Genomic DNA, 25,879 nt, shown 5'->3' with positions numbered 1-25,879 from the left:
CCACGATTTCCAAGGCCGCCACCTGCACGTAGAGTTGGGGACCCGCCACAGAAAGGGACACCCGGTGCAGCGTTACGACCGGCTGAAGGAGATCCTCCGGCTCGACCCGGACAAGGACTTCCTAGCCATCTACCGGCTCACCGCCACCTACGAGTTCCCCTGGGACTTCGCCCGTGCCCTGGAACTCGCGCTGTTCCGTACGTACGCCGTCCCCAGCATCGGCGGCCTGCTGGCCGACACCGCCGAGTTCACCGAGCGCACCCAGAAGCGCTACGACGACACCGCGCTGCTCCTCGACGCGGTCGTCGAGCACGGCTTCGACAGCGACACCGCGCGCACGGCGATCCGCCGCGTCAACCAGATGCACCGCAGTTACGACATCTCCAACGAGGACATGCGCTACGTGCTGTGCACGTTCGTGGTGATCCCGCCACGCTGGCTGGACGCCTACGGCTGGCGCCCGATGACCCACCACGAGCGCCGGGCGAGCGCGAACTACTACACCGCACTCGGTCGACACCTGGGCATCACGGACATCCCGGGCTCCTACGAGGAGTTCGAGGCCACCCTCGACGCCTACGAGGCGGCCCACTTCGGCTGGGACGAAGGCGCCCGCAAGGTCGCCGACGCCACCCTCGACCTGATGGCCTCCTGGTACCCGGCGCCGCTCGCGCCCGCCGTGCGCCGCGGGGGCCTCGCCCTCCTCGACGACCCGCTGATCGACGCCTTCCGCTACGAGGCCCCCAATGCCGGCCTCCGGAAGCTGGTGCAGGGCGCCCTGCGGCTGCGGGGCCGAGCGGTCCGTCTGCTGCCGCCGCGCCGGTCCCCGCACTACGCCCGCCAGAACCCGGAGATCAAGGGCTACCCGGGAGGCTACGACGTGGGCGAGCTCGGCACCTTCCCCGTGCCCGGCTCGGGCGGCTGCCCCGTGCCGCATCCACGCCGGCCCGCCGGAGCCGAGGCCCAGCCTCCGGCCTGACCCCGGGCACCTCCGCGGTCACCGGGTGCGGGGGCGACGTACGAACCAGGTGTCGTACGCGGGGGTCAGGGCCGGCGCGCGGCCAGCACCAGGAACCGGTGGTCCTCGTCGGCGTAGGAGGTCATCTCCCAGCCCGAGGCGGACAGGAGCGGGCCGAGGTTGTGCTCCGCCCGCATGTCCTGCGGGGTCAGCTCGCGGCTGTGGCGCGCGGCGAGCGCCGCTCGCCCGATCGGGTGGAAGAGCGCGAGCCGGCCGCCCGGGCGGACGACCCGCGACAGTTCGCGCAGGTTCGCCGCCGGATCGGGCAGGTGGGCGATGAGCCCGGCGGCGAACACCTCGTCCAGCGCCTCGTCGCGCAGCGGCAGCCGGGCCACGTCGGCGAGCATCAGGAAGCCCTCGGCGGCCCGCCCGGCCCGCTGCGCGGCGGCCAGCATCTGCGGGGTGAGGTCCACGCCGAGCACGGTGCCCGCGGGTCCGACGGCGGCCCGCAGTGCCCCCAGGGCCCGTCCGGTGCCGCAGCCCGCGTCGAGCACACGGTCCCCCGGCCGCAGTCCGAACTCCGCGACGGCGGTGGCGAAGGCGGGCCCGTCCTCGGGGAACTTGAGGTCCCAGCCGTCGGCCCGCGCCCCGAAGAACTCCTGCACGTGCGTGTGGTCTTCGCTCATGGGCCCATGATCCCCCACCGCCGCACAGCCGGGTGTCCGCGGACCGTGCGCAAGGTGGCGCGTGGGGTGATCGAAGGTGAACGTAGCTCTGTCATATTCCAGCACTTACAGCTGCTTTCGAAATGCGCCCCCTGTTCGCGCACTCACCCGGACTAGCGTCCGTTGGCCATGGGACACCTGGGACATCTGGACCACGCCGCCTACGGCTGGCTGACACCCGTGCTGTCATACGTGATGGCATCGATCGGCGCCGCCCTCGGGCTGCGCTGCACCGTCCGCGCGCTCGCCGCGACCGGAGCCGTCCGCCGCAACTGGCTGCTCACCGCGGCCTCCGCCATCGGAACCGGCATCTGGACCATGCACTTCGTCGCGATGCTCGGCTTCGAGGTCACCGGTACGGAGATCCACTACAACGTGCCGCTCACCATCCTGAGCCTGCTCGTCGCCATGCTGGTCGTCGGCGCCGGAGTCTTCGCGGTCGGCTACGGCAAGGCGCGCGGCCGTGCCCTCGTGCTCGGCGGCCTCACCACCGGACTCGGCGTCGCCAGCATGCACTACCTGGGCATGGTCGCCCTGCGCCTGCACGGTGAGGTCTCCTACGACCCGCTCGTCGTCGGCCTCTCCGTCGTCATCGCCGTGGTCGCCGCCACGGCCGCCCTCTGGGCCGCGCTCAACATCAGGTCGCCCCTGGCCGTGGCCGCCGCCTCCCTCGTCATGGGCGCCGCCGTCAGCAGCATGCACTACACGGGGATGACGGCCGTCGCCGTCAGCGTCAGCCCCTCGGACGCGGCCCTGCCCGGGGCCACCGCGATGCAGTTCATCTTCCCGCTCGCCGTCGGGCTGGGTTCCTACCTGTTCATCACCGCCGCCTTCGTCGCGCTCTCCCCGACGGCCGACGAGCGCGCGGCCTCCGCCTCCGCCCGGCACCTGGGGGAGCGCACCGCAGCCGCGCACTGACCGCCGCCCGCCATCGCGCCCGTACGACCGCACTGCCCATCGACCGACGACCGCACCGACCGCACCCACGGGCACCGCCCGGAACGAGGAGCCCATGCGAACACCCCGCAGAAGACCGGAAGCAGCGGCGCCGCGGCTGCCCGCGCCGCCGGCACGCGGCCGCCGGGCCCATGCCGGGCCCCCGGCCGAGGAACCGGCGGGAGACCGGGCACGGCAGCAGCCGCTGCAGGCGGACGACGCCCGCCCGCGCCGCTCCGCCGAACCCGGCGAGCGCGGTCCCCGGCTGCGGCTGCGCCCCGCCACCGTCCGCGCGAAGATCGTCTCGCTGCTGATGGTCCCGGTCGTCTCGCTCCTCGCGCTCTGGGCCTTCGCCACCGTCAACACCGCCCAGGACATAGCCCGGCTGGCCCGGGTCCAGCAGGTCGACTCCGAGATACGAGCCCCCGTCGCCGCCGCCGTCACCGAGCTGCAGGCCGAACGGCGTGCGGCCGTCCGCCTCCTGGCCGACCCCGCCGCCGATCCGGCCGCCCTGGACCAGCAGGCCCGCCGCACCGACAGCGCCGTCCGCGGCCTGCGGCTCGGCGACCGCCACACCGTCGCCGACTCCGGCGACTACCGCTCGGACACCGTGGTCCGCCTGGACGCGTTCGTCGCCGCCGCCGAGGCGCTGGGCTCGGCCCGCAAGGACATCACCGACCGCCGCGCCACCCCCGAGGCCGCCTTCGCGATCTACACCCGGGTCGTCGACGCCGCGTTCGCCGTGAGCGGCTCCCTGTCCGGGGCCGAGCACGCCGAACTGGGCCCCGACGCACGCGTCCTGCTCGACTTCGCCCGCGCCGCGGAACTCCTGTCCCGCGAGGACGCCCTGCTCGCCCTGCCGGGCCAGCGCAGCGCCGAAACGCTTCGGCTCCTGACCGGCGCCATCGAGTCCCGCCGCGCACTCACCGAGACCGCGGCCCGCGACCTGCCCGCCGCCCAGCGCGACGCCTGGCAGTCCCTCGCCAAGAGCGCCGCCTACGCCGACCTCACCGGCGCCGAGGACCGGGCCCTGGCCACCGGCACCTCCCGTGACGGCCGTGGGGCGCCCGGGGGATGGGAGGCCGCGCACAGCGGCATCAGCGCTTCGATGCGGGAGATCGAGGAGGCGGCGCACACCGCGGCCGCGCATCGGGCCGACCCCGTCGCCGAAGGGGCGTTCAGCCCGGCCGGAGCCGCCGTGCTCCTGGGCCTGGCGGCCGTCGCCGCCTCCCTCGTCATCTCGGTCCGGATCGGCCGCGTCCTCGTCGTCGAACTGGTCTCGCTGCGCAACACCGCGCTGGAGATCGCCCACCGAAAACTCCCCGACGCGATGGAGCGGCTGCGCGCGGGCGAGGAGATCGACGTCGCCGCCGAGACCCCGGCCGGCCCGCCCGCCGACGACGAGATCACCCAGGTCGGCGAGGCGCTGGGCACGGTCCACCGGGCCGCGCTCAGCGCCGCCGTCGAGCGGGCGGAGCTCGCCAGCGGAGTATCCGGCGTCTTCGTCAACCTCGCCCGCCGCAGCCAGGTCCTCGTGCACAAGCAGCTCACCCTGCTCGACTCGATGGAGCGGCGCGCGGACGACCCGAACGAGCTCGGCGACCTCTTCCGCCTCGACCACCTCACCACCCGGATGCGTCGGCACGCGGAGAGCCTGATCATCCTCTCGGGCGCGGCCCCCGGCCGGGCCTGGCGGATGCCGGTCCCGCTCACCAACGTCGTCCGGGCCGCCGTCTCGGAGATCGAGGACTATCCGCGCGTCGAGGTCCGCCAGCTCGCCGAGGCGGCGGTGGTCGGCGGAGCCGTCGCCGACCTCACCCACCTCCTCGCCGAACTCATCGAGAACGCGGCCCAGTTCTCCCCTCCCCACACCAAGGTCCGGGTCAGCGGAGAACCGGTGGGCACCGGCTACGTCCTGGAGGTCGAGGACCGTGGACTGGGCATGGGCCGCGAATCCCTCAACGACGCCAACCGGCGCATCGAGCAGTCCGAGGACCTCGACCTCTTCGACAGCGACCGGCTCGGCCTCTTCGTGGTCAGCCGCCTCTCAGCCCGCCACGGCGTGAAGGTGCACCTGCGTACCTCGCCCTACGGCGGCACCACCGCCGTGGTGCTGCTGCCCCATTCCATGCTCCAGGGCGCCATCACCGTCGGGGCCCCGGCCCCGGACCCGATGCCGGAGCGGGACCCGGCCGCGGCCGCGGACCACGCCGGTGCGGACCGGGGCTCCGGGCGCCGGGAGTCGCGGCCGGCCGCCGCCGGCCCCGCCCCGGCCCGGGCTGCCGTGCCGGCACGGGAGCCGGCCGCGGCAGCGCAGCAGCCGCCCGCCGTGGCCGCCGTACGGGACGAGGCGCGCGACCCGGCCGCCGTACGGAACGACGCGCGCGCCACCCCAGCCAGGGGCGCGGACCCCAGCGCGGCCGAGGAGCCGCACCCGGCACCGGTGGCCCCGCTCCGGCCGCGCGCCGCCGGCGGTGCGGGCACCCGTACGGAGGCGGCCGCACCCTCCTCGGCCTCCGTGACGGAACTGCCGCGCCGGGTGCGCCAGGCGAGTCTGGTCCCGCAGCTGCGGGAGGCCCCCACGCCCCAGGGGCCCACAGGCGTCCGGCTGCCCGAAGAACCGCCGGGGCGCAGCCCGGAGCAGGCCCGCGACCGGATGGCGGCCTACCGGGCCGGATGGGCCCGCGGCGCCGAGGAGAACTCCCCCCACGCAGGCAGCGAAGGAGAAGTGTGATGATCGAGCACCAGAGGATCGGCCACGACGGCATCCGCAGGTCGGGTGAACTCGATTGGCTCCTGGACGACCTGGTCCACCGGGTCGTCGAGGTCCGGCACGCCGTGGTCCTCTCCAACGACGGCCTGGCGGTCGGCGCCTCCAACGCGCTCAGCCGGGAGGACGCCGAGCATCTGGCGGCGGTGGCCTCCGGCTTCCACAGCCTGGCCAAGGGGGCGGGCCGGCACTTCCACGCCGGGGGCGTGCGCCAGACGATGGTCGAGATGGACGAGGGCTTCCTCTTCGTGGCGGCGGCCGGGGACGGCTCCTGCCTGGCCGTGCTCAGCGCGGCGAGCGCCGACATCGGGCTGATCGCCTACGAGATGGCCCGGCTGGTCAAGCGGGTCGGCGAGCACCTCTACACCCCGCCGCGGTTCGCGGCGCGGCCGCCGGCCGCCGGCTGAGGGCGGCGGTCCGGCACATGAACGGCCAGTGGTACGACGCCGAAGCGGGCCCGCTCGTCCGCCCGTACGCCATGACCGGGGGGCGTACCAAGCCGGGACCGCACGGGGTCCGCTTCGACCTGATCGCCCTGGTCGCGGTGGACCCGGAGGGCGGTGCGGACGACGCGGCCGAGTCGCTGCTCGGCCCCGAACACCGGGCGCTGCTGGGGCTCTGCCGGTCCGAGACCCAGTCGGTGGCGGAACTCGCCGCCGACGCCGACCTGCCCGTGGGAGTCGTACGGGTGCTCCTCGGGGACCTGCTGGAGGGCGGGCACGTCAAGGTCAGCCGCCCGGTACCGCCCGCCCAACTGCCGGACGAGCGGATTCTGCGTGAAGTCATCGAGGGATTGCGAGCGCTTTGATGGGACACCACGACAACCGACCCTCCGGGACGTCCGGACCGGCCGGATCCGCACAGGAACGGGACCTGGATCCGGACCTGTGTCCGGACGCGGACCCGGGCCCGGACGCGGACGCGGATCCGGGGGTGGAGGAGGACGGCGAACTGGCCGCGCTCGCCCTGAAGATCCTCGTGGCGGGCGGCTTCGGAGTGGGCAAGACCACGCTGGTCGGTGCGGTGAGCGAGATCCGGCCGCTGCGCACCGAGGAGCAGCTGAGCGAGGCGGGCGAACTGGTCGACGACACGGGGGGTGTGGCCCAGAAGACGACCACGACCGTGGCCATGGACTTCGGGCGGATCACCATCCGCTCCGGGCTGTCCCTCTACCTGTTCGGCACGCCGGGGCAGGACCGGTTCTGGTTCCTGTGGGACGAGCTGTCGCAGGGAGCGCTCGGCGCGGTGGTTCTCGCCGACACACGGCGGCTGGAGGACTGCTTCCCGGCGGTCGACTACTTCGAGCACCGGCGCATCCCCTTCGTGGTCGCCGTCAACTGCTTCAGCGAAGCCCGGCGTTACGGAGCACACGACGTCTCGCGCGCCCTGGACCTGGAGCAGGGGACTCCGGTGGTGCTGTGCGACGCACGGGACAAGGACTCGGGCAAGGAAGTGCTGATCAGGCTGGTCGAGTACGCCGGGCGGGTGCACACCGCCCGGCTGCTGGACTCGGTGGGGCCGCAGGCCGGTTCCGTGTGAGCCGGCCCGGCGGCGGGGGCGGGTCAGTCGGACACCCCGGCGACGGAGATCACCTTGTCGATCGGGACGCGGACGAGGAGCTCGCTCGGGACGGCGTTGCGGCGGCCGAAGGCCTCGGCCGCCTCCTCGCCCATGTAGCGGGCGGCGATGCGGGTCGCCCAGGTGAGCATCTCGTCCGGGTCGTCGGCGTATCCGCTGATCTCGGCGCGGCCCTGGAGGACGACGTAGGAGAACGGCGGCCGGTCGTCGTCCACGCAGAGCGCGACGCGGCCGTCCCTGGCCAGATTGCGCCCCTTGACCGTGTCCTTACCGGTGTTGAAGACGAAGGAGTCCCCGTCGAGCACGAACCAGATGGGAGCGACGTGCGGACTTCCGTCCTCGCGGACGGTGGAGAGCTTTCCGGTGCGGGTGGAACGGGAGACGAATGCCCGCCATTCCTCTTGAGTCATCTTCTTCGCCATGGGCACATCCTCCTTGCCGGAAAGGCACTGGTGGGGAAGGCTTGCGGCACGAGTACGAGGGGTGGGGCGCGGCCGAGCGGGCCGTGTCAACGGGGAGGGGCTTGGAATGGCACTGGACAAGCAACTGGACTGGCTGCTGGACGACCTGACACGCAGGGTCCCGCAGGTGCGGCACGCGGTGGTGCTGTCCAATGACGGCCTGGTGACGGGGGCGAGCGCGGGGCTGCCGAGGGAGGACGCCGAACACCTGGCGGCCGTGGCGGCCGGGCTGCAGAGTCTGGCGAAGGGGTCCGGGCGCCACTTCAGGGCCGGCGAGGTCCGCCAGACGATGGTCGAGTACGACGACGGCGCCCTCTTCGTCATGGCGGCGGGGGCGGGCAGCTCCCTGTGCGTGCTGAGCGCGGCCGAGGCGGACATCGGCCAGGTCGCGTACGAGATGACGCTGCTGGTCAACCGGGTCGGCGAGCACCTGGGCGTCGCGGAACGGCGTATCACCGGCGGCTGAACGCCCGGTGGGCGGCCGCGTGGCGAGGGGGCGGAGTTGTCCACAGGCCTCGCGGGTCTTCGTAGCAACGAGTTACGGTCTTCACACAGAGTAATCGCTGCTCGTGGGGGAGACCGTGATGACGCAGATGGTGACCGCGCCGCCGAAGGACATGGCCGTGCGCGAGGGGGAGGCGGCAGCCGACCGGGCCGACCGGGCTGACGGCGCCGCCGCGGCGCTGGTCGGAAGCGCACTGGCCGCAGAAGAACTGGGCTTGACGCGCGGCGAGTTGGCCAGGGCCGTCCAGCTGGGGATCGTGCGGACCGGCCCGCCGGTGGCCGGCGGGGCCGCGCGCTTCGCGCGGGCGGAGCTGGCGAGGGTGCGGGACGCGGCCGTCGGCCCGCCCGACGCGCTGCGCCGACAGGTCGAGACGGTGGCAGGGGCCCAGGCGGCGGCCGAGGTGCTGGGAGTCGGCCCGAGCCGGTTCACGCGGCTCGCGCGCTGCGGGCACATCACCCCGGTCGGCTACCGGATCAACCGCTACCGCGCCGTCGTATGGCTCTATCTGGCCGCGGAGCTGCGGGAGTTCGCCGATCGGGAGCCTCGGATGCTGCGCGGGACGGCGTCCGCCGAGGACCGGGAACTGCTGGCGGCCACGGGGGACCTGCGGCCACGCACATGGCGCGGGCGGCACGTGGGGCTCCTGCTGAGACGGACCGCCGATCCATGGGCCCGCGCGGCCGTACTGGCCTGCGTACTCTCCGAGGACGAGCTGCGCGCGGCCGTGCCCGATCCGGCGGAACGGATCGTTCTGGCCGCCCTCGCCCCGCCCCCGCCGTACGGGCATCCGCAGGTTCCCGCCGCCGCGGCGGTGGCGGAGGGGCTGCTGCGGGCCGGGCCGCCGGACGAGGTCCACTGGTACCGCACCAGCCTGGAGTTCGCCCTGGCCGGGGCCCGGGCTCAGTCGAAGTCGACGGGGGAGAGGGGACCGACGTAGACCCAGGCCCCGGCCTCACGGGAGAAGGCGCTGTGCTCGTGCAGCGATCCGGTGTGCCGGCCCTCGCGGTAGTGCGCGCGGAACTCCACCGAGCCCTCCGTCTCGAACATCCCGCCGCGGTCCGTGGCGAGGATCTCCAGCCGCTCCCAGCGCTGCCCGGGATCCAGGTCCAGGCGGGCAGGGCGCGTCGAGGGGTGCCAGGAGCGCAGCAGGTAGGCGGTGTCACCGACGGCGAAGGCACTGAAGCGGGAGCGCATCAGCAGCTCGGCGGTCGGCGCCTGGCCGTCACCGGAGTGGAAGCGGCCGCAGCACTCCGGGTAGGCGGCGGGCAGCCCGCAGGGGCACGGCGGGGCGGGGGTCGGCATGGGTCTGCTCAGTTCTTCGGTGCGGAGTCGGACGGCTGGCTCGGCTGGTACGGGCGGCTCGGCTCGGCGGGGTACGGGCGGAAGAGGCCCTCCTGGACCACGGAGACCAGCAACCTGCCCTCCAGGTCGTAGATCCGGCCCCGGGCCAGACCCCGGCCGCCGTGCGCGATGGGCGACTCCTGGTCGTAGAGGAACCACTCGTCCGCCCGGAACGGCCGGTGGAACCACATGGCGTGGTCGAGCGAGGCCATGTCGAAACCGCGCATGCCCCACAGGGGTTCCACGGGGATGCGCACGGCGTCGAGGAGGGTCATGTCACTGGCGTAGGTGAGGGCGCAGGTGTGGACGAGCGGGTCGTCGCCCAGCGGGCCGACGGCGCGCATCCACACCGCGCTGCGCGGATCGGCACCCTTGAGTTCTTCCGGGGTCCAGCGGAGCCGGTTCACGTAGCGGATGTCGAAGGGCTGGCGGCGGGCCATCCGCTCCAGCGCCTCCGGCAGCGCCCCGAGGTGCTCGCGGATCTCGTCCGCGACCTTGGGGAGCGTGTCGGGATGGGGGACGTGGTGAGGAGGCAGCTGGTGCTCGATGCTGCCGTCCTCCGGATGATGGAAGGAGGCGGTGAGATTGAAGATCGTCTTGCCCTGCTGGACCGCGGTGACCCGGCGCGTGGTGAAGGACCGCCCGTCGCGCACCCGTTCCACCTGGTACACGATCGGCACCCCGGGGATGCCGGGGCGCAGGAAATACGCGTGCAACGAGTGGACGGGGCGGTCGGTCTCGACGGTGCGGCCCGCCGCCACCAGCGCCTGGCCGGCGACCTGGCCGCCGAAAACGCGCTGGAGGGACTCTTGCGGGCTGGCGCCGCGGAAGATGTTGACCTCGATCTGCTCCAGGTCGAGCAGATCGACCAGTCTCTCGGCGGGGTTCGTCATCAGAGGATCTCCACTGTCGGGTCCGGGCGGTCCGGCGGCGTGCCGGATCAGGTCACAGGGCGCCGAGCTCGCCGACCGAGGTGACCCGGACGACGGCCCGGCCCTCCTCGTCGGAGGCCGCCAGGTCGACCTCGGCGCTGATGCCCCAGCCATGGTCGCCGCTCGGGTCGGCGAAGGTCTGGCGGACGCGCCACAGACCGTGCGCCGGGTCCTCCTCGATCTGCAGCAGCTTGGGGCCGCGGGCGTCCGGGCCGGTGCCCAGGTCGTCGTACTCGTCCCAGTACGCGTCCATGGCCTCGCCCCAGGCGTCGGCGTCCCAGCCCGACTCGGCGTCCAGCTCGCCCAGCACGTTCACGTGGTCCAGGGCGGCCAGCTCCACCCGGCGGAACATCGCGTTGCGGACCAGGACGCGGAAGGCGCGCGCGTTCGCGGTGACCGGCTTGACCTGGTCGGCCTTCTCCTGGGCCTGCTCCGCCGTCTCCACCTCCGGGTTCGCCAGCTGCTCCCACTCGTCCAGCAGGCTGGAGTCGACCTGGCGGACCAGCTCGCCGAGCCACTCGATCAGGTCCTGGAGGTCCTCGGACTTGAGGTCGTCGGGAATGGTGTGGTCCAGCGCCTTGAACGCGCTCGCCAGATAGCGCAGCACGATGCCCTCGGTGCGGGCCAGCTCGTAGAAGGAGGTGAACTCGGTGAAGGTCATCGCACGTTCGTACATGTCGCGGATGATCGACTTCGGGGAGACGGGGTGGTCCCGCACCCACGGGTGGCTCTTGGCGTACACGTCGTAGGCGTGGAGGAGCAGCTCTTCGAGGGGCTTGGGATAGGTGACGTCCTGGAGACGCTCCATCCGCTCCTCGTACTCGATCCCGTCGGCCTTCATCTGGCCGACCGCCATGCCGCGTTCCTTGTTCTGCTGGGCGGCCAGGATCTGGCGCGGGTCGTCCAGCGTGGACTCCACGACGGACACCATGTCCAGCGCGTAGGAGGGGGACTCCGGGTCCAGCAGGTCGAAGGAGGCCAGCGCGAAGGTGGACAGCGGCTGGTTGAGCGCGAAGTCCTGCTGGAGGTCGACGGTGAGCCGGATCGTGCGGCCCTCCGCGTCCGGGGTGTCGAGCTTCTCGACCACACCGCCGTCCAGCAGCGAGCGGTAGATCGCGATGGCCCGCCGGATGTGCCGCAGCTGGGCCTTGCGCGGCTCGTGGTTGTCCTCCAGCAGGTGGCGCATCGCCTGGAAGGCGTCGCCCGGCCGGGCGATCACCGACAGCAGCATGATGTTGGTGACCTTGAAGCGCGAGGTCAGCGGCTCCGGGTCGGCGGCGATGAGCTTCTCGAAGGTGGTGTCCGACCAGGCGACGAAGCCCTCGGGAGCCTTCTTGCGGACCACCTTGCGGCGCTTCTTCGGGTCGTCGCCCGCCTTCGCGAGGGCCTTCTCGTTCTCGATGACGTGCTCGGGCGCCTGGGCGACCACATAACCCGCCGTGTCGAAACCGGCCCGGCCGGCGCGGCCGGCGATCTGGTGGAACTCGCGGGCACGCAGCGTGCGGACCCGGTTGCCGTCGTACTTGGTGAGCGCCGTGAACAGCACGGTGCGGATCGGGACGTTGACGCCGACCCCGAGCGTGTCCGTACCGCAGATGACCTTCAGCAGGCCGGCCTGCGCGAGCTTCTCCACCAGACGCCGGTACTTGGGCAGCATGCCGGCGTGGTGGACGCCGATGCCGTGACGGACGTAGCGGGACAGGTTCTGGCCGAACTTGGTGGTGAAGCGGAAGTTTCCGATCAGTTCCTGGATCTTGTCCTTCTCCTCGCGCGTGCACATGTTGATGCTCATGAGCGACTGCGCCCGCTCGACCGCCTGGGCCTGCGTGAAGTGCACGATGTAGACGGGGGCCTGCCGGGTCTCCAGCAGCTCGGTGATCGTGTCGGTGATCGGCGTGGTCACGTACTCGTACGACAGCGGTACGGGCCGGGTCGCGGAGCGGACCACCGAGGTGGGCCGGCCGGTGCGCCGGGTCAGGTCGTCCTCGAACCGCTTCATGTCGCCGAGGGTCGCGGACATCAGGACGAACTGTGCCTGCGGCAGCTCCAGCAGCGGAATCTGCCAGGCCCAGCCGCGGTCCGGCTCGGCATAGAAGTGGAACTCGTCCATCACGACCTGGCCGATGTCGGCGTGCTTGCCGTCGCGCAGTGCGATGGAGGCCAGCACCTCGGCGGTGCAGCAGATCACCGGCGCGTCCGCGTTCACCGAGGCGTCGCCGGTCAGCATGCCGACGTTCTCGGTGCCGAAGAGCTTGCAGAGGTCGAAGAACTTCTCCGAGACCAGCGCCTTGATCGGGGCGGTGTAGAAGGTCACCTTGTCCTGGGCCAGGGCCGTGAAGTGCGCACCGGCCGCGACCAGGCTCTTGCCGGAGCCGGTCGGGGTGGACAGGACCACGTTCGCCCCGGAGACGACCTCGATCAGCGCCTCCTCCTGAGCCGGGTACAGGGTGATGCCCTGGTCCTCCGCCCACGAGGAGAAAGCCTCGAAGAGGGCGTCGGGGTCGGCGGTCGGCGGGAGCTGATCAATGAGGGTCACGCCCCCATCTTGCCTGGCTTCCCCCCGGATCAGGGAACCGGAGGAGGCAGCGAAGATCACCGACTGTACGCTGTGCCGTCGATGCGGCCCGAACGAACCGGTCAACAGGGCCCGATACACACCAGCGGGGCGGGGAACGACCATGATGGGTCCGGCGCACTCACTGTCCGGGGCGGCGGCCTGGCTGGGGGTGGGAGCGGCCACTGCGGCCGCCGGCCATCCCATGCCCTGGCCGGTCCTCGTCGTCGGCGCGCTGATCTGCGCCGGCGCCGCCCTCGCCCCGGACCTCGACCACAAGTCGGCGACGATCTCCCGCGCCTTCGGTCCGCTGTCCAAGGGCCTGTGCGAGGTGGTCGACAAGATCTCCTATGCCGTCTACAAGGCCACCCGCTCCACGAAGGACGCCCGCCGCTCCGGCGGCCACCGCACCCTGACGCACACCTGGCTCTGGGCGGTCCTGATCGGCGGCGGCGCCTCGGCGCTCGCCGTCACCGCCGACCGCTGGGGTGTGCTCGCGCTGCTCTTCGTGCACCTGGTGCTCGCGGTCGAGGGCCTCCTGTGGCGGGCCGCCCGCATGTCCAGCGACGTCCTGGTCTGGCTGCTCGGCGCGACCAGCGCGTGGATCATGGCCGGGGTGCTCGACCAGCCCGGAAACGGTGCGAACTGGCTGTTCACCGAGCCGGGGCAGGAATACCTCTGGCTCGGCCTGCCCATCGTGCTCGGAGCCCTGGTCCACGACATCGGCGACGCGCTGACGGTCTCCGGCTGCCCGGTCCTGTGGCCCCTGCCGATCGCCGGAAAGCGCTGGTACCCGATCGGCCCGCCGAAGCCGATGCGCTTCCGGGCCGGCAGCTGGGTGGAGCTGAAGGTCCTGATGCCGGTCTTCGTCCTGCTCGGCGGCTTCGGAGGCGCATCAGCCCTCGGCTTCATCTAGCGGCCTTGCCGATCATGCCAGCCCGGTCTCTCGACCCGGCGAGACCGCCCGTAACCTGGGCCGATGTCTAAGACGCACCGCCTGTGGCCGCAGGCTTCGTCCTCCGAGGCCGACTGGCTGGCCGAACTCTGCGGTGACGGAACGACCAGCTTCGAGCCGCCCCGGCGTCCCGATGCGGTCTGGGTGCTGAACGCCATGTACGAGCACGAGAGCGGACCCGGGGGCCACTCCCACCACGAACGGCGCCAGGCGGCCCTCGCCGCTGGCGTCATCCAGCCCGCCCGCCTGGGGAACATCGACCTCGAGTTCGGCACCGCCACCGGCGGCGGTCTCGGACGCGCCGAGCATCCGGGACCGTCCTATCGCCGGCTGCGCTGGGCCGAACTCTCCGCCCGGTGCGGGGACCCGATGGTCCCTGAAGGGAAGTACCCGTCCCTGCGGTGCTTCCCCTCCGCGCGGCTGGACGACAGCTGGCCCGTCGGCATCGAGCCGCCCACGGAGGGCAGCCTCGACCGCCCGACATGGGACCGGCTCGTCGACGTGCTCGTGGCACACAGCACGCAGGGCCCGGACACCAGGGTCTTCGCCTACTACAACCCGCTGATGCTGCCAGCGGTCGATTTCGACGTCCTCCACGTCCGCACCGGCCGGCTGGGCGACGCCCATGCCCTCTACGACAACCCTGACGCCGACTTCAGCCCGTCCAACCTGTGGCCCGAGGACCGCTCGTGGATCCTGTGCACCGACTACGACCTGTGGGCCACCAAGGTCGTCGGCCCCGAGCGCCTGGCCGAAGCACTGCTCCGTGACCCGGTGATCGAGGCCGTACGACTTCCCTGGACCAGCTGACGGTGCTCCGCCGCGGGATCAGCCGTGCCAGGACCGCCACAGCGCCGCGTACGCCCCGTCCGCCGCGACCAGCTCGTCGTGCGAGCCGAGTTCGCTGATCCGACCGCCCTCGACCACCGCGATCACATCCGCGTCGTGGGCCGTGTGGAGCCGGTGGGCGATCGCGATGACCGTACGGCCGTCCAGCACCCGGGCCAGCGAGCGCTCCAGATGCCGTGCGGCCCGCGGGTCCAGCAGCGAGGTGGCCTCGTCCAGCACCAGCGTGTGCGGATCCGCCAGCACCAGCCGGGCCAGCGCCACCTGCTGGGCCTGCGCCGGGGTGAGCGGCGTACCGCCGGATCCGACCTCGGTGTCCAGGCCGCCCTCCAGCGCCCGTGCCCAGCCGTCCGCGTCCACCGCGCCCAGCGCCGCCCACAGCTCGACGTCCTCGGCACCCGTCCGCGCCAGACGGAGGTTGTCGCGCAGGGAACCCACGAACACGTGGTGCTCCTGGTTGACCAGGGCCACGTGCTCACGCACCCGCTCCGCCGGCATACGCGACAGCCGGGCCCCGCCGAGGGTGACCTCGCCGGTGCGGGGCTCGTAGATCCCCGCCAGCAGGCGCCCCAGCGTGGACTTGCCCGCGCCCGAGGGGCCGACGAGCGCCATCCGGGTGCCCGGCGGCACGGACATCGACACCTGGTGCAGGACGTCCACGCCCTCCCGGTAGCCGAAGCGGACCTCCTGGGCCCGGACGTCCCGGCCGTCTGGCGCCACCTTCGCGTCGCCCGCGTCCGGTTCGATCTCCCGCACGCCCACCAGGCGGCCCAGCGACACCTGGGCGACCTGCAGCTCGTCGTACCAGCGCAGGATCAGGCCGATCGGATCCACCAGCATCTGCGCCAGCAGCGCGCCCGTGGTCAGCTGCCCCACCGACATCCAGCCCTGCAGCACGCAGTATCCGCCGATCAGCAGCACCGAGCCGAGGATCGTCACGAAGGTGACGTTGATGACGGGGAAGAGGACGGTCCGCAGGAACAGCGTGTACCGCTCCCACGCCGTCCACTCCTTGATCCGCCGCTCCGACCGGGCGATCCGCTCCGGACCCAGGCGGTGCGCCTCGACCGTGCGGCCCGCGTCCACCGTCTCGGTGAGCACGGCCGAGACCGCGGCGTAGCCCGCCGCCTCCGACCGATACGCCGAAGGCGCCCGCCGGAAGTACCAGCGGCAGCCGATCACCAGGACCGGCAGCGCGACGAGCGCGGCCAGCGCCAGCGGCGGCGCCGTCACCGCGAGGGCCCCGAACAGCAGCCCCGCCCACACCACGCCGATGGCCAGCTGCGGCACGGCCTCACGCATCGCGTTGGCCAGCCGGTCGATGTCAGTGGTGATCCGCGACAGCAGGTCGCCGGTGCCGGCCCGTTCCAACACGCCCGGCGGCAGCCCCACCGACCGCACCAGGAAATCCTCACGCAGATCGGCGAGCATCTCCTCGCCCAGCATCGCCCCGCGCAGCCGTACCAGCCGCACGAAGAACGTCTGCACGGCGAGCGCCAGCGCGAACAGCAGCGCCATCCGCTCCAGATGCAGCTCGCGCGCCCCCGCCGCGAGATCGTCCACGACCCGGCCCAGCAGGTACGGGCCGACCATGGAGGCGATCACCGCGACCGCGTTGACGCCCACCAGCACCAGGAAGGGCCGCCGGTGGCGCCGGAACAGGTCGCGCACATAGCCCCGTACGGTCGCCGGCGTGCCCACGGGCAGGGTCGCGGCCGTTTCGGGGGCCGCCGGATCGTATTCCGGTGGCGCCACGCCGATCATGCGGATTCCTCGATCTCTGTGAGTACTTCTTCCAGCTCTGTCAGTCCGAGTTCGGCGAGCCGCTGCTCCTCGTCCGTTTCGCGGGTGACGACCGCCCGGTAGAGCGGCTCGCGGTGCAGCAGCTCGCGGTGTGTCCCCACCGCCGCCACGGTGCCGCCGTCGATGAGCACGACCCGGTCCGCGCGGTCCAGCAGCAGCGGCGAGGACGCCAGGACGACCGTGGTCCGTCCGCCGCGCAGAGCCGCGATGCCGTCCGCGATCCGTGCCTCGGTGTGCGAGTCGACCGCCGAGGTCGGCTCGTCGAGCACGAGCACCTCCGGGTCGGTGACCAGGGACCGGGCCAGCGCGAGACGCTGGCGCTGGCCGCCGGACAGGGACCGGCCGCGCTCGGTGATCCGGGCGTCCATCGGGTCGTCGACCCCGTCCGGCGCCGACTGCAGCAGCGCGTCCAGTACGTCCGCGCACTGGGCGGCCGCCAGAGCGGCGCCCGGCTCGACCGCCCCGGAGGCCGGTACGTCGAGCAGTTCCCGCAGTGTCCCGGAGAGCAGGACCGGATCCTTGTCCTGTACGAGGACCAGCCTGCGGGCGGTGTCGAGTTCGAGGTCGTCCAGGGCGACCCCGCCGAGGAGCACCGAAGGACCGTCCTCGCCGTCCCGGTCCCGGCCGCCGTCCCGGTTCCCTTCGCCGTCCCGGTCCCGGTCGCCGTCCCGGTTCCCCTCGCCGTTCCGGTCCCGGTCCTGTTCCTCCATGGCATGGCCGCCGAGGCGTTCCGCCAGCCGGCCCGCCAGGTCCGGGTCCCCGCAGACGACGGCGGTGAACCGGCCGGCGGGCGCCAGCAGTCCGGTCCGCGGGTCGTACATGTCCCCGCCCGCGGCCGGTTCCCCGACCGGCGGCCCGGCCTGCGCGGGGCGCTGCGCCGGGTCCGTCCGCGTCAGCGACAGCACCCGCGCCGCCCGCTTCGCGGAGGGCCGCGAGAAGGAGTACGCCATGGCGATCTCCTCGAAGTGCCGCAGCGGGTAGAGCAGTGTCGCCACCGCGCTGAACGCCGCGACGAGTTCACCCACCGCGATGCGCCCGTCCAGGGCCAGCGAGGCGCCGTACCAGACGACCGTGATCAGCAGCAGGCCCGGGAGCACCACCTGGATCGCCGAGATCAGCGCCCACATCCGGGCGCTGCGCACGGCGGCCCTGCGGACCTCCTGCGAGGCCTCGCGGTACCGGCCGAGGAACAGCTCCTCGCCGCCGATGCCGCGCAGCACGCGCAGGCCGGCGACGGTGTCGGAGGCCAGCTCGGTCGCCTTGCCCGCCTTCTCCCGCTGGACGTCGGCGCGTCGGGTGGCCCGCGGCAGCAGCGGCAGCGAGGCCAGGGCGATCAGCGGCACGCCGACGGCGACGACCACGCCGAGCTCGGGGGCGTAGAACACCAGGCCGACACAGACCAGGACGATGGCGAAGACGGCTGCGAGGAAGCGGGAGACCGCCTCGACGAACCATCCGATCTTCTCGACGTCGCCGGTGGACACCGCGACCACCTCACCCGCTGCGACCCGGCGGGTCAGGGCGGAGCCCAGCTCGGCGGTCTTGCGGGCGAGGAGCTGCTGCACCCGTGCAGCGGCGGTGATCCAGTTGGTGACGGCGGTGCGGTGGAGCATGGCATCGCCCACGGAGATGGCGACGCCGATCAGGACGAGCAGGGCGCCGACGAGCAGCAGCCGGTTCGGCTCGCGGTCGACGACGGCGTCGACGCCCAGGCCCACGGCGTACGGCAGTCCGGCCACCCCGCCGAAGTGCAGCATCCCCCAGGCGAGGCTCTTGAGCTGTCCGCCGAGCTGACCACGTCCCAGCCACAGCAGGAAACGGGGGCCGGAACGAGCGTCGGGCATCCCCGGATCCGGATACGGAAGATCGCTGATCTGCATGACGCCCCATGACTGGTCGAGTGGTCCAAACCGTGCAAGGTTCGCCTTCCGGACCGGCGTCGGGCAATCGATTTTCCGTCCATCGGAAGCCGAGAAAAAGAGGTTTGCGCACGCCGGCTCCGGCTCGATGCCTGGTCGCGGGGGTCGCACGCACCGGCGCTCACGGGCGGGTGGCGCGCTCCAGTTCGAGCAGGGCCGAGTAGTAGCGGCGTCCGGTGGCCCGGTCCATGCCCACCTCGCACATCCGGTTCGCCGACAGGTGGGCGTCGAAGGGCCGCGCGGTCACCTCCGCGGCCTCCCGCGCCGTCGCCGCGGCCGTCAACTCCGGGTGCAGCATGCCCCGGTCGCCCGCGAAAGCGCAGCAGCCCGCGTCGTCCGGGACCACCACCTCGTCGGCGCAGGCCTCGGCGACCGCCCGCAGCTGCGGCTCGTCGCCCAGGTGCCGCATCGAGCAGGTGGGGTGGAGGACGGCCGAGCCCACCCTGCGCCGGACCTCCAGGTGCGGCAGCAGCTCCTGCGCCGCCCACACGACGGAGTCGACGATCCGCAACTCCTCGTGCAGCGCCCGGTTGTCCGGCGTCAGGTACGGGACCACCTCCCGCGCGATGCCCAGGGTGCAGGAGGAGGCGTCGACGACCAGGGGCAGCCGCCCGCCGGCCGTCCAGCCCCAGGCCGCCTCGACGATCCGGTCGGCCATCAGCCGGTTCCCCTCCCCGTAGCCCTTGGAGTGCCAGATCGTCGCGCAGCAGGTGCCGGTGACGTCGCGGGGGATCCACACCGGTTTGCCCGCCCGCTCCGACACGGCCACCAGGGCCTGCGGCAGCGACGGCCCGGGCCGGCCCGCCGGGCCGCCGAAGATCCGGTTGACGCAGGCCGGGTAGTAGACGGCCGCGGCGCCCGACCGCCGTGTCACGGGCAGTTCCCTGGCGGCGGCGCCGGGGATCTGCGGCAGCCACCGCGGCACCAGGTCCGGTCGTACGGCCCTGCGCACGGCCCCGGTGACCGCTTCCAGCAGCCGGTCCCCGACCCGGTCGGGGATCCGGCCGGCGGTGGCGACGGCCATCCGGGCGGCGGCCTCGACGGTGCGGAAGTGCCGGGCGGCCAGCGCGGCGGCCGCCTCCTCGCGCGGACCGTGCCGGCGGTGGCGGAAGTCCCTCATCAGCGCCCCGGTGTCGATCCCGACCGGGCAGGCGAGCCGGCAGGTGGAATCGCCCGCGCAGGTGTCGACCGCGTCGTGGCCGTAGGCGCCGAGCAGTCCCTCCAGCACGGGCGAGCCCGGCTGTTGCCGGACCATCTCCCGGCGCAGCACGATGCGCTGGCGCGGTGTGGTCGTCAGGTCCCCGCTGGGGCAGGTCGGTTCGCAGAACCCGCACTCGATGCAGGGGTCCGCCTCCGCCTCCACCCGCGGGATGGTCTTCAGGCCGCGCAGATGGGCCCGCGGGTCGCGGTCGAGGAGGACCCGCGGGGCGAGCACCCCGGCCGGGTCGACGAGCCGTTTGGTGCGCCACATCAGGGCGGTGGCCTCGGGGCCCCATTCCAGTTCCAGGAAGGGGGCCATGTTGCGGCCGGTGGAGTGCTCGGCCTTCAGGGAGCCGTCGAAGCGCTCCACGGTGAGCCGGCAGAAGGCCTCCATGAAGGCGCCGTACCGCTCGACGTCGGCGGGGTCCGCGGCGTCGAAGGCGAGCAGGAAGTGCAGGTTCCCGTGCGCGGCGTGACCGGCGACGGCCGCGTCGAAGCCGTGCCCCGCCTGCAGTTCGAGGAGCGCCGCGCACGCCTCGGCCAGCCGCGACGGCGGCACCGCGAAGTCCTCGGTGATCAGCGTGGTGCCGCGGGCGCGGGCGCCGCCGACGGCGGTGACGAACGCCTTGCGGGCCTTCCAGTAGCCGCTGATGGTCCGCGGGTCGCTGGTGAAGCGGTTGGTGATCGAAGGCACCGGGGCGACCAGGTCGAGGCCGTCGAGGGCCGCCGCCGCGCGGCGTGCGCAGTCGTCCCGGCCGGCCGCGTCCGGAGCCCGGAACTCCACGAGCAGGGCCGTCGTCGTCCCGGGCAGGGCGGCCCAGTCGGCGGGCACCCCCTCGACGCTGACCGAGGCCCGCAGGGTGTTCGCGTCCATCAGCTCCACGGCCAGGGCACCCGCTTCGGTGAAGCGGGGTACGGCCGCGGCCGCGGCGGGCAGCGAGGGGAAGAAGAGCAGGGCGGTGCACAGTTCGCGGTCCAGGGGGAGGGTGTCGAAGACTACCTCCGAGATGAAGCCGAGGGTGCCCTCCGATCCGACCATGAGGCCCCGCAGGATCTCGACGGGGGTGTTGCCGTCCAGGTAGGCGTCGAGCCGGTAGCCGGTGGTGTTCTTGATCTCGTATTTGGCGCGGATCCGGGCCGCCAGGGCGGCATCGGCCTCGATCTCCCGCTTGATCTCCATCAGTCCGCGGCACAGGGCCGGCTCGGCGCGCGCCAGTTCCCCGTCGGCCAGCGGATGGGCGGTGTCCACCACGGTGCCGCCGGGCAGCACGAAGGTGAGGGAGGACAGCGTGCGGTAGGAGTTGCGCGTGGTGCCCGCCGTCATCCCGGAGGCGTTGTTGGCGACGACCCCGCCGACGGTGCAGGCGATGGCGCTGGCCGGGTCGGGGCCGAGGACGCGGCCGTGGCGGGCCAGCGCGGCGTTGGCCCGCAGCACGGTGGTGCCGGGCCGGACGCGGGCCCGCCGGCCCTCCTCCAGCACCTCGACGCCGGCCCAGTGCCGGCGTACGTCGACCAGGATGTCCTCGCCCTGGGCCTGGCCGTTCAGCGAGGTCCCGGCGGCGCGAAAGACGACCTCGCGTCGCCGGCCGCGGGCGTAGGAGAGGACCGCGGAGACGTCGTCGATGTCCTCGGCGATCACCACGACCTGGGGCACGAAGCGGTAGGGGGAGGCGTCGGAGGCGTAGCGCACCAGGTCGGAGACCTTCCACAGCACCTTGTCGGCGCCCAGCAGCTCGGTCAGCTCGGTGCGCAGGGGTTCCGGTGTGCCGGCGGCGCGGTGCGCAGGGACCCGGTCGGGGGAGGGGCCGCCGGCGCCGCGCGGGCGCAGGGCCCCCGGCTCCGGTTCCAGCAGCGGCATGTGGGACCCCTCGCCTCGTCGCGGCCCGCGGGTGGCCTGTTCAGCAGGTGCGCTCCGCCGGGGCGTCCGACAGGGCGTTCAGCAGACCGCCGAGCACCTCGCGCTGGTCGGCGGTCAACGGAGCCAGGATCTCCTCCGCCGCGTCGGTCCGCGCGTCGCGCAGACGGCGCAGCGTGGCGCGTCCGCTGTCGGTGAGCTCGATCCTGATGACGCGGCGGTTCGCCGGGTCGGGCACGCGCCGCACGCACTCGGCCGCCTCCAGGCCGTCGACGAGGGTGGTCACCGCACGGGGGACGACCTCCAGGCGGGCGGCGAGGTCCGCCATCCGGGGCGGCTGCTCGCCCTCGTAATGCGAGACGAGGCGCAGCAGCCGACTCTGGGCGGGAGTGATCCCGAGCGGCACCATGTGGCGCTTCTGGATCCGGTGGAGCCTGCGCGTCAGGCGCAGGAGCTGTTCGGCGAGGAGGCGATCGGTGTCGGAGGCGGAGCTCATGCGGGAACGATATCAGGACCCCATTCATTGTGAGCATAGGTAACAATGACCTATGCTCCAATGGCGCCGGCCTCCGCGGAGCGGCTCCGCGAAGACCCCGACCCCCGTCCCCCGACCCCGAGAGGGTGCCCATGCCTCACGACGAACCGAAGTGGACCCCATCGAAAGACCCCCTGGATCCGAGCCGCCCCGCCCCGGCGGAGCAGCCGCGGGAGCTGCGCCGGATCGTCGCGCTCTTCCGGCCCTACCGCGGCCGGCTCGCCGTCGTCGGCCTGCTCGTCTGCGCCTCCTCGCTGGTCGGCGTCGCCTCGCCGTTCCTGCTCAGGGAGATCCTCGACGTCGCGATCCCGCAGGGCCGTACGGGACTGCTCAGCCTGCTCGCGCTCGGCATGATCCTCACCGCCGTCGTCACCAGTGTCTTCGGCGTGCTCCAGACGCTGATATCCACCACCGTGGGCCAGCGTGTCATGCACGACCTTCGCACCGCCGTCTACGCCCAGCTCCAGCGGATGCCGCTCGCCTTCTTCACCCGGACCCGCACCGGCGAGGTGCAGTCCCGCATCGCCAACGACATCGGCGGCATGCAGGCCACCGTCACCTCCACCGCGACCTCGCTCGTCTCGAACCTGACGGCCGTCATCGCCACCGTGGTCGCCATGCTCGCGCTCGACTGGCGGCTCACCCTGGTCTCGCTGCTCCTGCTGCCCGTGTTCGTGTGGATCAGCCGGCGGGTCGGCCACGAGCGCAAGAGGATCACGACGCAGCGGCAGAAGCAGATGGCCGCCATGGCCGCGACGGTCACCGAGTCGCTCTCGGTCAGCGGCATCCTGCTCGGCCGCACCATGGGCCGTTCGGAGTCGCTCACCGCCGCCTTCTCCGCGGAGTCCGAGAAGCTCGTCGACCTGGAGGTGCGCTCCAGCATGGCCGGGCGCTGGCGGATGTCCACCATCGGCATCGTCATGGCCGCCATGCCCGCGCTGATCTACTGGGCCGCCGGCGTCGCCCTGCAGACCGGCGCCCCCTCGCTGTCCGTCGGAACCCTCGTCGCCTTCGTCACCCTCCAGCAGGGGCTCTTCCGGCCCGCCGTGAGCCTGTTGTCGACCGGCGTTCAGATACAGACCTCGCTCGCGCTGTTCGCCCGCATCTTCGAGTACCTCGACCTGCCGGTGGACATCACCGAACGCGCCGAACCGGTCCGGCTGGAGCGGGCCAAGGGCGAGGTCGCCCTGGAGGACGTGCACTTCACCTACGACTCCGAGAACGGCCCGACCCTCTCGGGGATCGACATCACCGTCCCCGCCGGGGGCTCCCTCGCCGTGGTCGGCCCGACGGGCTCCGGCAAGAGCACCCTCAGCTACCTCGTGCCGCGGCTCTACGACGTGAGCGGCGGACGGGTCGCCATCGACGGGGTGGACGTGCGCGACCTCGACTTCGACTCGCTGGCCCGCTCCATCGGGGTGGTCTCCCAGGAGACCTACCTCTTCCACGCCTCGGTCGCGGACAACCTGCGCTTCGCCAAGCCTGACGCCACCGACGAGGAGATCGCCGAGGCGGCCCGCGCCGCCCAGATCCACGACCACATCGCGTCCCTGCCCGACGGATACGACACCCTGGTCGGCGAACGCGGTTACCGCTTCTCCGGGGGCGAGAAGCAGCGTCTGGCCATCGCCCGCACCATCTTGAGGGACCCGCCGGTGCTCATCCTCGACGAGGCCACCAGTGCCCTCGACACGCGTACCGAGCACGCTGTCCAGCAGGCCATCGACCACCTGTCCGCGGGCCGCACCACCATCACCATCGCGCACCGCCTGTCCACCGTGCGCGACGCCGACCAGATCGTGGTCCTCGACGGCGGCCGCATAGTCGAGCGCGGCACCCACGAGGAGCTCCTGAAGGCGGACGGCCGCTACGCGGCCCTGGTCCGCCGGGACCGGAACGCCGCGCTCACACCCGAGCCGCCCGAGGACGCGCAGCTGGCTCCGGTGAACGTGTGACCATATGACCGGCGCTCGGGCTGGATGTCGGAAATGTGGCGGTCTGCGGGTTAGCGTTCCGGCATGAGTCATGAGTACCGGCCGCCCCAGGCCCGATCCCGGCTCACCCGCCGGGGCCGACTGGCGCTCTTCCTCGGCGTACTGCTCGCGATCGGAGCGGCAGTCCTGATCCCGGTCCTGCGGGGTGGGCAAGAGCCGGAGGAGCCACGCCGGCTGGTGATCCCCGAGGGCTGGCGCGCGACGCAGGTGTACTCCGCGGTCGACCGCGCACTGAAGCTCCCGCCGGGATCCGCGAAGTCGGCGGTGGCCACCGCCGGACTGGCCCTGCCCGCCGAGGCCAAGGGCAACCCGGAGGGGTACCTCTTCCCCGCGACGTACCCGGTGACCTCGAAGACCACCCCGGCCGCGCTCCTCGCCCACATGGTGCGCACGGCCAACGAGAAGCTCGCCACCAGGGCGGTGGCCGACGGCGGCAAGGCCCACGGGATGACCCCGTACCAGACGGCCACGATGGCCAGCATCATCGAGGCGGAGGCCGAGACCCCGGCCGACAGGGGCAAGGTCGCCCGGGTGGTGTACAACCGGCTCGCGAAGTCGATGCCGCTCCAGATGGACTCCACCATCCACTACGCGCTCAACCGCCGCACCGTCGAGACCACGCTGAGCGACACCCGGATCGACAGCCCCTTCAACACGTACGAACGCCAGGGCCTGCCTCCGACGCCGATCGACAGCCCGGGCCTGGAGGCCATGGCGGCGGCGGTCGCGCCGACGCCCGGCGACTGGCTGTACTTCGTCACCGTCAAGCCGGGGGACACCCGCTTCTCGGCGACGTACGAGGAGCACAAGAAGCACGTGGCGGAGTTCAACAAGCACCGCGCCCACGCGGGCCCGCGCCCCGGGTGAACCGGTGCCGGTGCGGCCCCCGCCCGGCCGGATCACGGCACGGGCGTGGCGGTTCGCTCGCGGGTCAGCAGGCGGCGGACCTGGCGGGCCGCCGCCCCGCCGGCGCGGTTGGCGCCGATGGTCGACGCCGACGGCCCGTAGCCGACCAGGTGGATCCGCTCGTCGCGCACGGCCCGGGTCCCCTCGACCCGGATACCGCCGCCCGGCTCGCGCAGTCGCAGCGGGGCCAGGTGGTCGACCGCCGCACGGAAGCCGGTGGCCCAAAGGATGACGTCCGCGTCCACACGGCTGCCGTCGGCCCAGGCGGCGCCCGTGGCGGTGATCCGGTCGAAGACGGGCCGGCGGGCCAGGACGCCCGAGGCCAGGCCCGCCCGGACGGCCTCGTTCAGCGGGAGGCCCGTCACGCTGACCACGCTCTGCGGCGGCAGCCCCCGGCGCACCCGGTCGTCCACCAGGGCCACCGCGGCCCGCCCCTCGGCCTCGCCGAAGCCGCCGTCGCGGAAGACCGGCGGCCGCCGCGTCACCCAGGTGGTCTCCGCCGCCACCTCGGCGATCTCCAGCAGGTGCTGGACCGCCGACGTGCCGCCGCCGACCACGATCACCCGCGCACCCGCGAACTCCCGCGGCCCCGGGTAGTCCGCGGTGTGCAGCTGGCGGCCGCGGAACGCCTCCTGCCCGGGGTAGCGCGGCCAGAACGGCCGGTCCCAGGTCCCGGTGGCGTTGATCAGGGCCCGCGCCGACCAGACGCCGGCGGAGGTCTCCACGCGCAGCCGGCCGCCGTCACCCTCGCGGACCGCCGAGACGTCCACGGGGCGCCGTACGCGCAGGCCGAAGCGGTCCTCGTAGGCGGCGAAGTACTCCCCGACCACCTCCGACGACGGTCGCAGCGGGTCGGCGCCGGTCAGCTCCATGCCGGGCAGGGCGTGCATGCCGTGGACCTTGCCGTAGGTGAGCGAGGGCCAGCGGAACTGCCAGGCCCCTCCCGGGCGGGGTGCGTGGTCGAGGACCACGTGGTCGAGCCCTGCCCGCTTCAGGTGGTACGCGCTGGACAGGCCCGCCTGCCCGGCGCCGACGACCACCACGTCCACGGCCACGCCCCCGTCGGCGTCCGCGTCCGCACCCGCGTTCCACATCAGCTCGTTCAC

The 25,879-nt window shown here is 72.9% G+C and carries 22 protein-coding genes; 12 read left to right on the top strand and 10 right to left on the bottom strand.

All coding sequences use genetic code 11. The annotated features are described in order from the left end of the window. Positions 1–64: 64 nt before the first annotated feature. Positions 65–979, top strand: a complete 915-nt coding sequence (locus ACZ3X1_RS27195; protein ID WP_362624365.1) for an oxygenase MpaB family protein — start codon at positions 65–67, stop codon at positions 977–979. Between the two features lie 65 nt (positions 980–1,044). On the opposite strand, the gene ACZ3X1_RS27190 is transcribed toward ACZ3X1_RS27195, so the two are convergent. Then, a complete protein-coding gene (locus ACZ3X1_RS27190) occupies positions 1,045–1,644 on the bottom strand; it encodes a class I SAM-dependent methyltransferase (RefSeq protein ID WP_467281287.1) in 600 nt (199 codons plus the stop codon). 177 nt (positions 1,645–1,821) lie between these two features. On the opposite strand from ACZ3X1_RS27190, the gene ACZ3X1_RS27185 reads away from it, so the two are divergent. The 5 genes from ACZ3X1_RS27185 (at position 1,822) to ACZ3X1_RS27165 (ending at position 6,928) form a co-directional block, all read left to right on the top strand. Next, positions 1,822–2,601, top strand: a complete 780-nt coding sequence (locus ACZ3X1_RS27185) for an MHYT domain-containing protein (protein WP_356815779.1) — start codon at positions 1,822–1,824, stop codon at positions 2,599–2,601. A 94-nt stretch (positions 2,602–2,695) separates the two neighbouring features. After that, positions 2,696–5,353 carry a sensor histidine kinase gene (locus ACZ3X1_RS27180; RefSeq protein ID WP_467281286.1) on the top strand — a complete coding sequence of 886 codons (2,658 nt, stop codon included), beginning with the start codon at positions 2,696–2,698 and terminating at the stop codon, positions 5,351–5,353. After that, positions 5,353–5,796 (top strand): roadblock/LC7 domain-containing protein, encoded by a 444-nt coding sequence (locus ACZ3X1_RS27175; RefSeq protein ID WP_356815935.1) that lies wholly within the window; start codon positions 5,353–5,355, stop codon positions 5,794–5,796. The genes ACZ3X1_RS27180 and ACZ3X1_RS27175 overlap by 1 nt, the downstream gene beginning before the upstream one ends. 17 nt (positions 5,797–5,813) lie before the next feature. Beyond that, a complete protein-coding gene (locus ACZ3X1_RS27170; protein ID WP_356815934.1) occupies positions 5,814–6,197 on the top strand; it encodes a DUF742 domain-containing protein in 384 nt (127 codons plus the stop codon). A gap of 143 nt (positions 6,198–6,340) precedes the next feature. Continuing rightward, positions 6,341–6,928, top strand: a complete 588-nt coding sequence (locus tag ACZ3X1_RS27165) for a GTP-binding protein (RefSeq protein WP_390076830.1) — start codon at positions 6,341–6,343, stop codon at positions 6,926–6,928. A 23-nt stretch (positions 6,929–6,951) separates the two neighbouring features. On the opposite strand, the gene ACZ3X1_RS27160 is transcribed toward ACZ3X1_RS27165, so the two are convergent. Then, the gene (locus ACZ3X1_RS27160; protein ID WP_362624355.1) at positions 6,952–7,389 is read right to left on the bottom strand and encodes a PPOX class F420-dependent oxidoreductase; all 438 of its coding nucleotides are present in this window, start codon (positions 7,387–7,389) and stop codon (positions 6,952–6,954) included. Between the two features lie 106 nt (positions 7,390–7,495). Between ACZ3X1_RS27160 and ACZ3X1_RS27155 the strand changes: the two genes are divergently transcribed. After that, positions 7,496–7,894 (top strand): roadblock/LC7 domain-containing protein, encoded by a 399-nt coding sequence (locus ACZ3X1_RS27155; RefSeq protein ID WP_030657457.1) that lies wholly within the window; start codon positions 7,496–7,498, stop codon positions 7,892–7,894. A gap of 118 nt (positions 7,895–8,012) precedes the next feature. Continuing rightward, positions 8,013–8,870 carry a DUF6397 family protein gene (locus ACZ3X1_RS27150; protein ID WP_467281285.1) on the top strand — a complete coding sequence of 286 codons (858 nt, stop codon included), beginning with the start codon at positions 8,013–8,015 and terminating at the stop codon, positions 8,868–8,870. Here ACZ3X1_RS27150 and ACZ3X1_RS27145 read toward each other — a convergent pair. The 3 genes from ACZ3X1_RS27145 to ACZ3X1_RS27135 are packed head-to-tail and all read right to left on the bottom strand — an operon-like array spanning position 8,834 to position 12,742. Then, the gene (locus ACZ3X1_RS27145) at positions 8,834–9,235 is read right to left on the bottom strand and encodes a YchJ family protein (protein ID WP_467281284.1); all 402 of its coding nucleotides are present in this window, start codon (positions 9,233–9,235) and stop codon (positions 8,834–8,836) included. The genes ACZ3X1_RS27150 and ACZ3X1_RS27145 overlap by 37 nt on opposite strands. Before the next feature lie 8 nt (positions 9,236–9,243). Then, a complete protein-coding gene (locus ACZ3X1_RS27140; protein ID WP_467281283.1) occupies positions 9,244–10,167 on the bottom strand; it encodes an acyl-CoA thioesterase in 924 nt (307 codons plus the stop codon). Between the two features lie 52 nt (positions 10,168–10,219). Next, on the bottom strand, positions 10,220–12,742 hold the full coding sequence (locus ACZ3X1_RS27135; RefSeq protein ID WP_362624350.1) for a DEAD/DEAH box helicase: 2,523 nt from the start codon (positions 12,740–12,742) through the stop codon (positions 10,220–10,222). A 142-nt stretch (positions 12,743–12,884) separates the two neighbouring features. Here ACZ3X1_RS27135 and ACZ3X1_RS27130 point away from each other — a divergent pair, with 142 nt between their 5' ends. After that, positions 12,885–13,676: a metal-dependent hydrolase gene (locus ACZ3X1_RS27130; RefSeq protein ID WP_356811401.1), complete on the top strand. Its 792-nt coding sequence runs from the start codon at positions 12,885–12,887 to the stop codon at positions 13,674–13,676. 63 nt (positions 13,677–13,739) lie between these two features. Continuing rightward, the gene (locus tag ACZ3X1_RS27125) at positions 13,740–14,525 is read left to right on the top strand and encodes a hypothetical protein (RefSeq protein ID WP_467281282.1); all 786 of its coding nucleotides are present in this window, start codon (positions 13,740–13,742) and stop codon (positions 14,523–14,525) included. 18 nt (positions 14,526–14,543) lie between these two features. On the opposite strand, the gene ACZ3X1_RS27120 is transcribed toward ACZ3X1_RS27125, so the two are convergent. From ACZ3X1_RS27120 to ACZ3X1_RS27105, 4 genes are all read right to left on the bottom strand, one after another. After that, complete coding sequence (locus ACZ3X1_RS27120; RefSeq protein ID WP_356811399.1) at positions 14,544–16,325, bottom strand: ABC transporter ATP-binding protein; 1,782 nt, start codon at positions 16,323–16,325, stop codon at positions 14,544–14,546. Continuing rightward, on the bottom strand, positions 16,322–18,244 hold the full coding sequence (locus tag ACZ3X1_RS27115; protein WP_467281281.1) for an ABC transporter transmembrane domain-containing protein: 1,923 nt from the start codon (positions 18,242–18,244) through the stop codon (positions 16,322–16,324). The genes ACZ3X1_RS27120 and ACZ3X1_RS27115 overlap by 4 nt, the downstream gene beginning before the upstream one ends. 160 nt (positions 18,245–18,404) lie before the next feature. Then, complete coding sequence (locus tag ACZ3X1_RS27110; RefSeq protein ID WP_467281280.1) at positions 18,405–21,341, bottom strand: FAD-binding and (Fe-S)-binding domain-containing protein; 2,937 nt, start codon at positions 21,339–21,341, stop codon at positions 18,405–18,407. A gap of 40 nt (positions 21,342–21,381) precedes the next feature. Further along, positions 21,382–21,834, bottom strand: coding sequence for a MarR family winged helix-turn-helix transcriptional regulator (locus tag ACZ3X1_RS27105; protein ID WP_362624340.1), 453 nt, complete (start codon positions 21,832–21,834; stop codon positions 21,382–21,384). Between the two features lie 131 nt (positions 21,835–21,965). On the opposite strand from ACZ3X1_RS27105, the gene ACZ3X1_RS27100 reads away from it, so the two are divergent. Together ACZ3X1_RS27100 and mltG are read left to right on the top strand one after the other, a co-directional pair. Then, entirely contained in the window at positions 21,966–23,828 is a 1,863-nt protein-coding gene (locus ACZ3X1_RS27100) for an ABC transporter ATP-binding protein (RefSeq protein ID WP_356811395.1), read from the top strand. 63 nt (positions 23,829–23,891) lie between these two features. Next, complete coding sequence (gene mltG / locus ACZ3X1_RS27095) at positions 23,892–24,734, top strand: endolytic transglycosylase MltG (protein WP_467281277.1); 843 nt, start codon at positions 23,892–23,894, stop codon at positions 24,732–24,734. Positions 24,735–24,766: 32 nt separating this feature from the next. Here the strand turns inward: mltG and ACZ3X1_RS27090 are convergent, their stop codons facing one another. Continuing rightward, the gene (locus ACZ3X1_RS27090) at positions 24,767–25,867 is read right to left on the bottom strand and encodes an FAD-dependent oxidoreductase (RefSeq protein ID WP_467281323.1); all 1,101 of its coding nucleotides are present in this window, start codon (positions 25,865–25,867) and stop codon (positions 24,767–24,769) included. Between the last annotated feature and the right edge of the window lie 12 nt (positions 25,868–25,879).

It is taken from the genome of Streptomyces sp. NPDC023541 (assembly GCF_055559995.1).
This window is presented reverse-complemented; position numbering and strand designations above follow the sequence as displayed.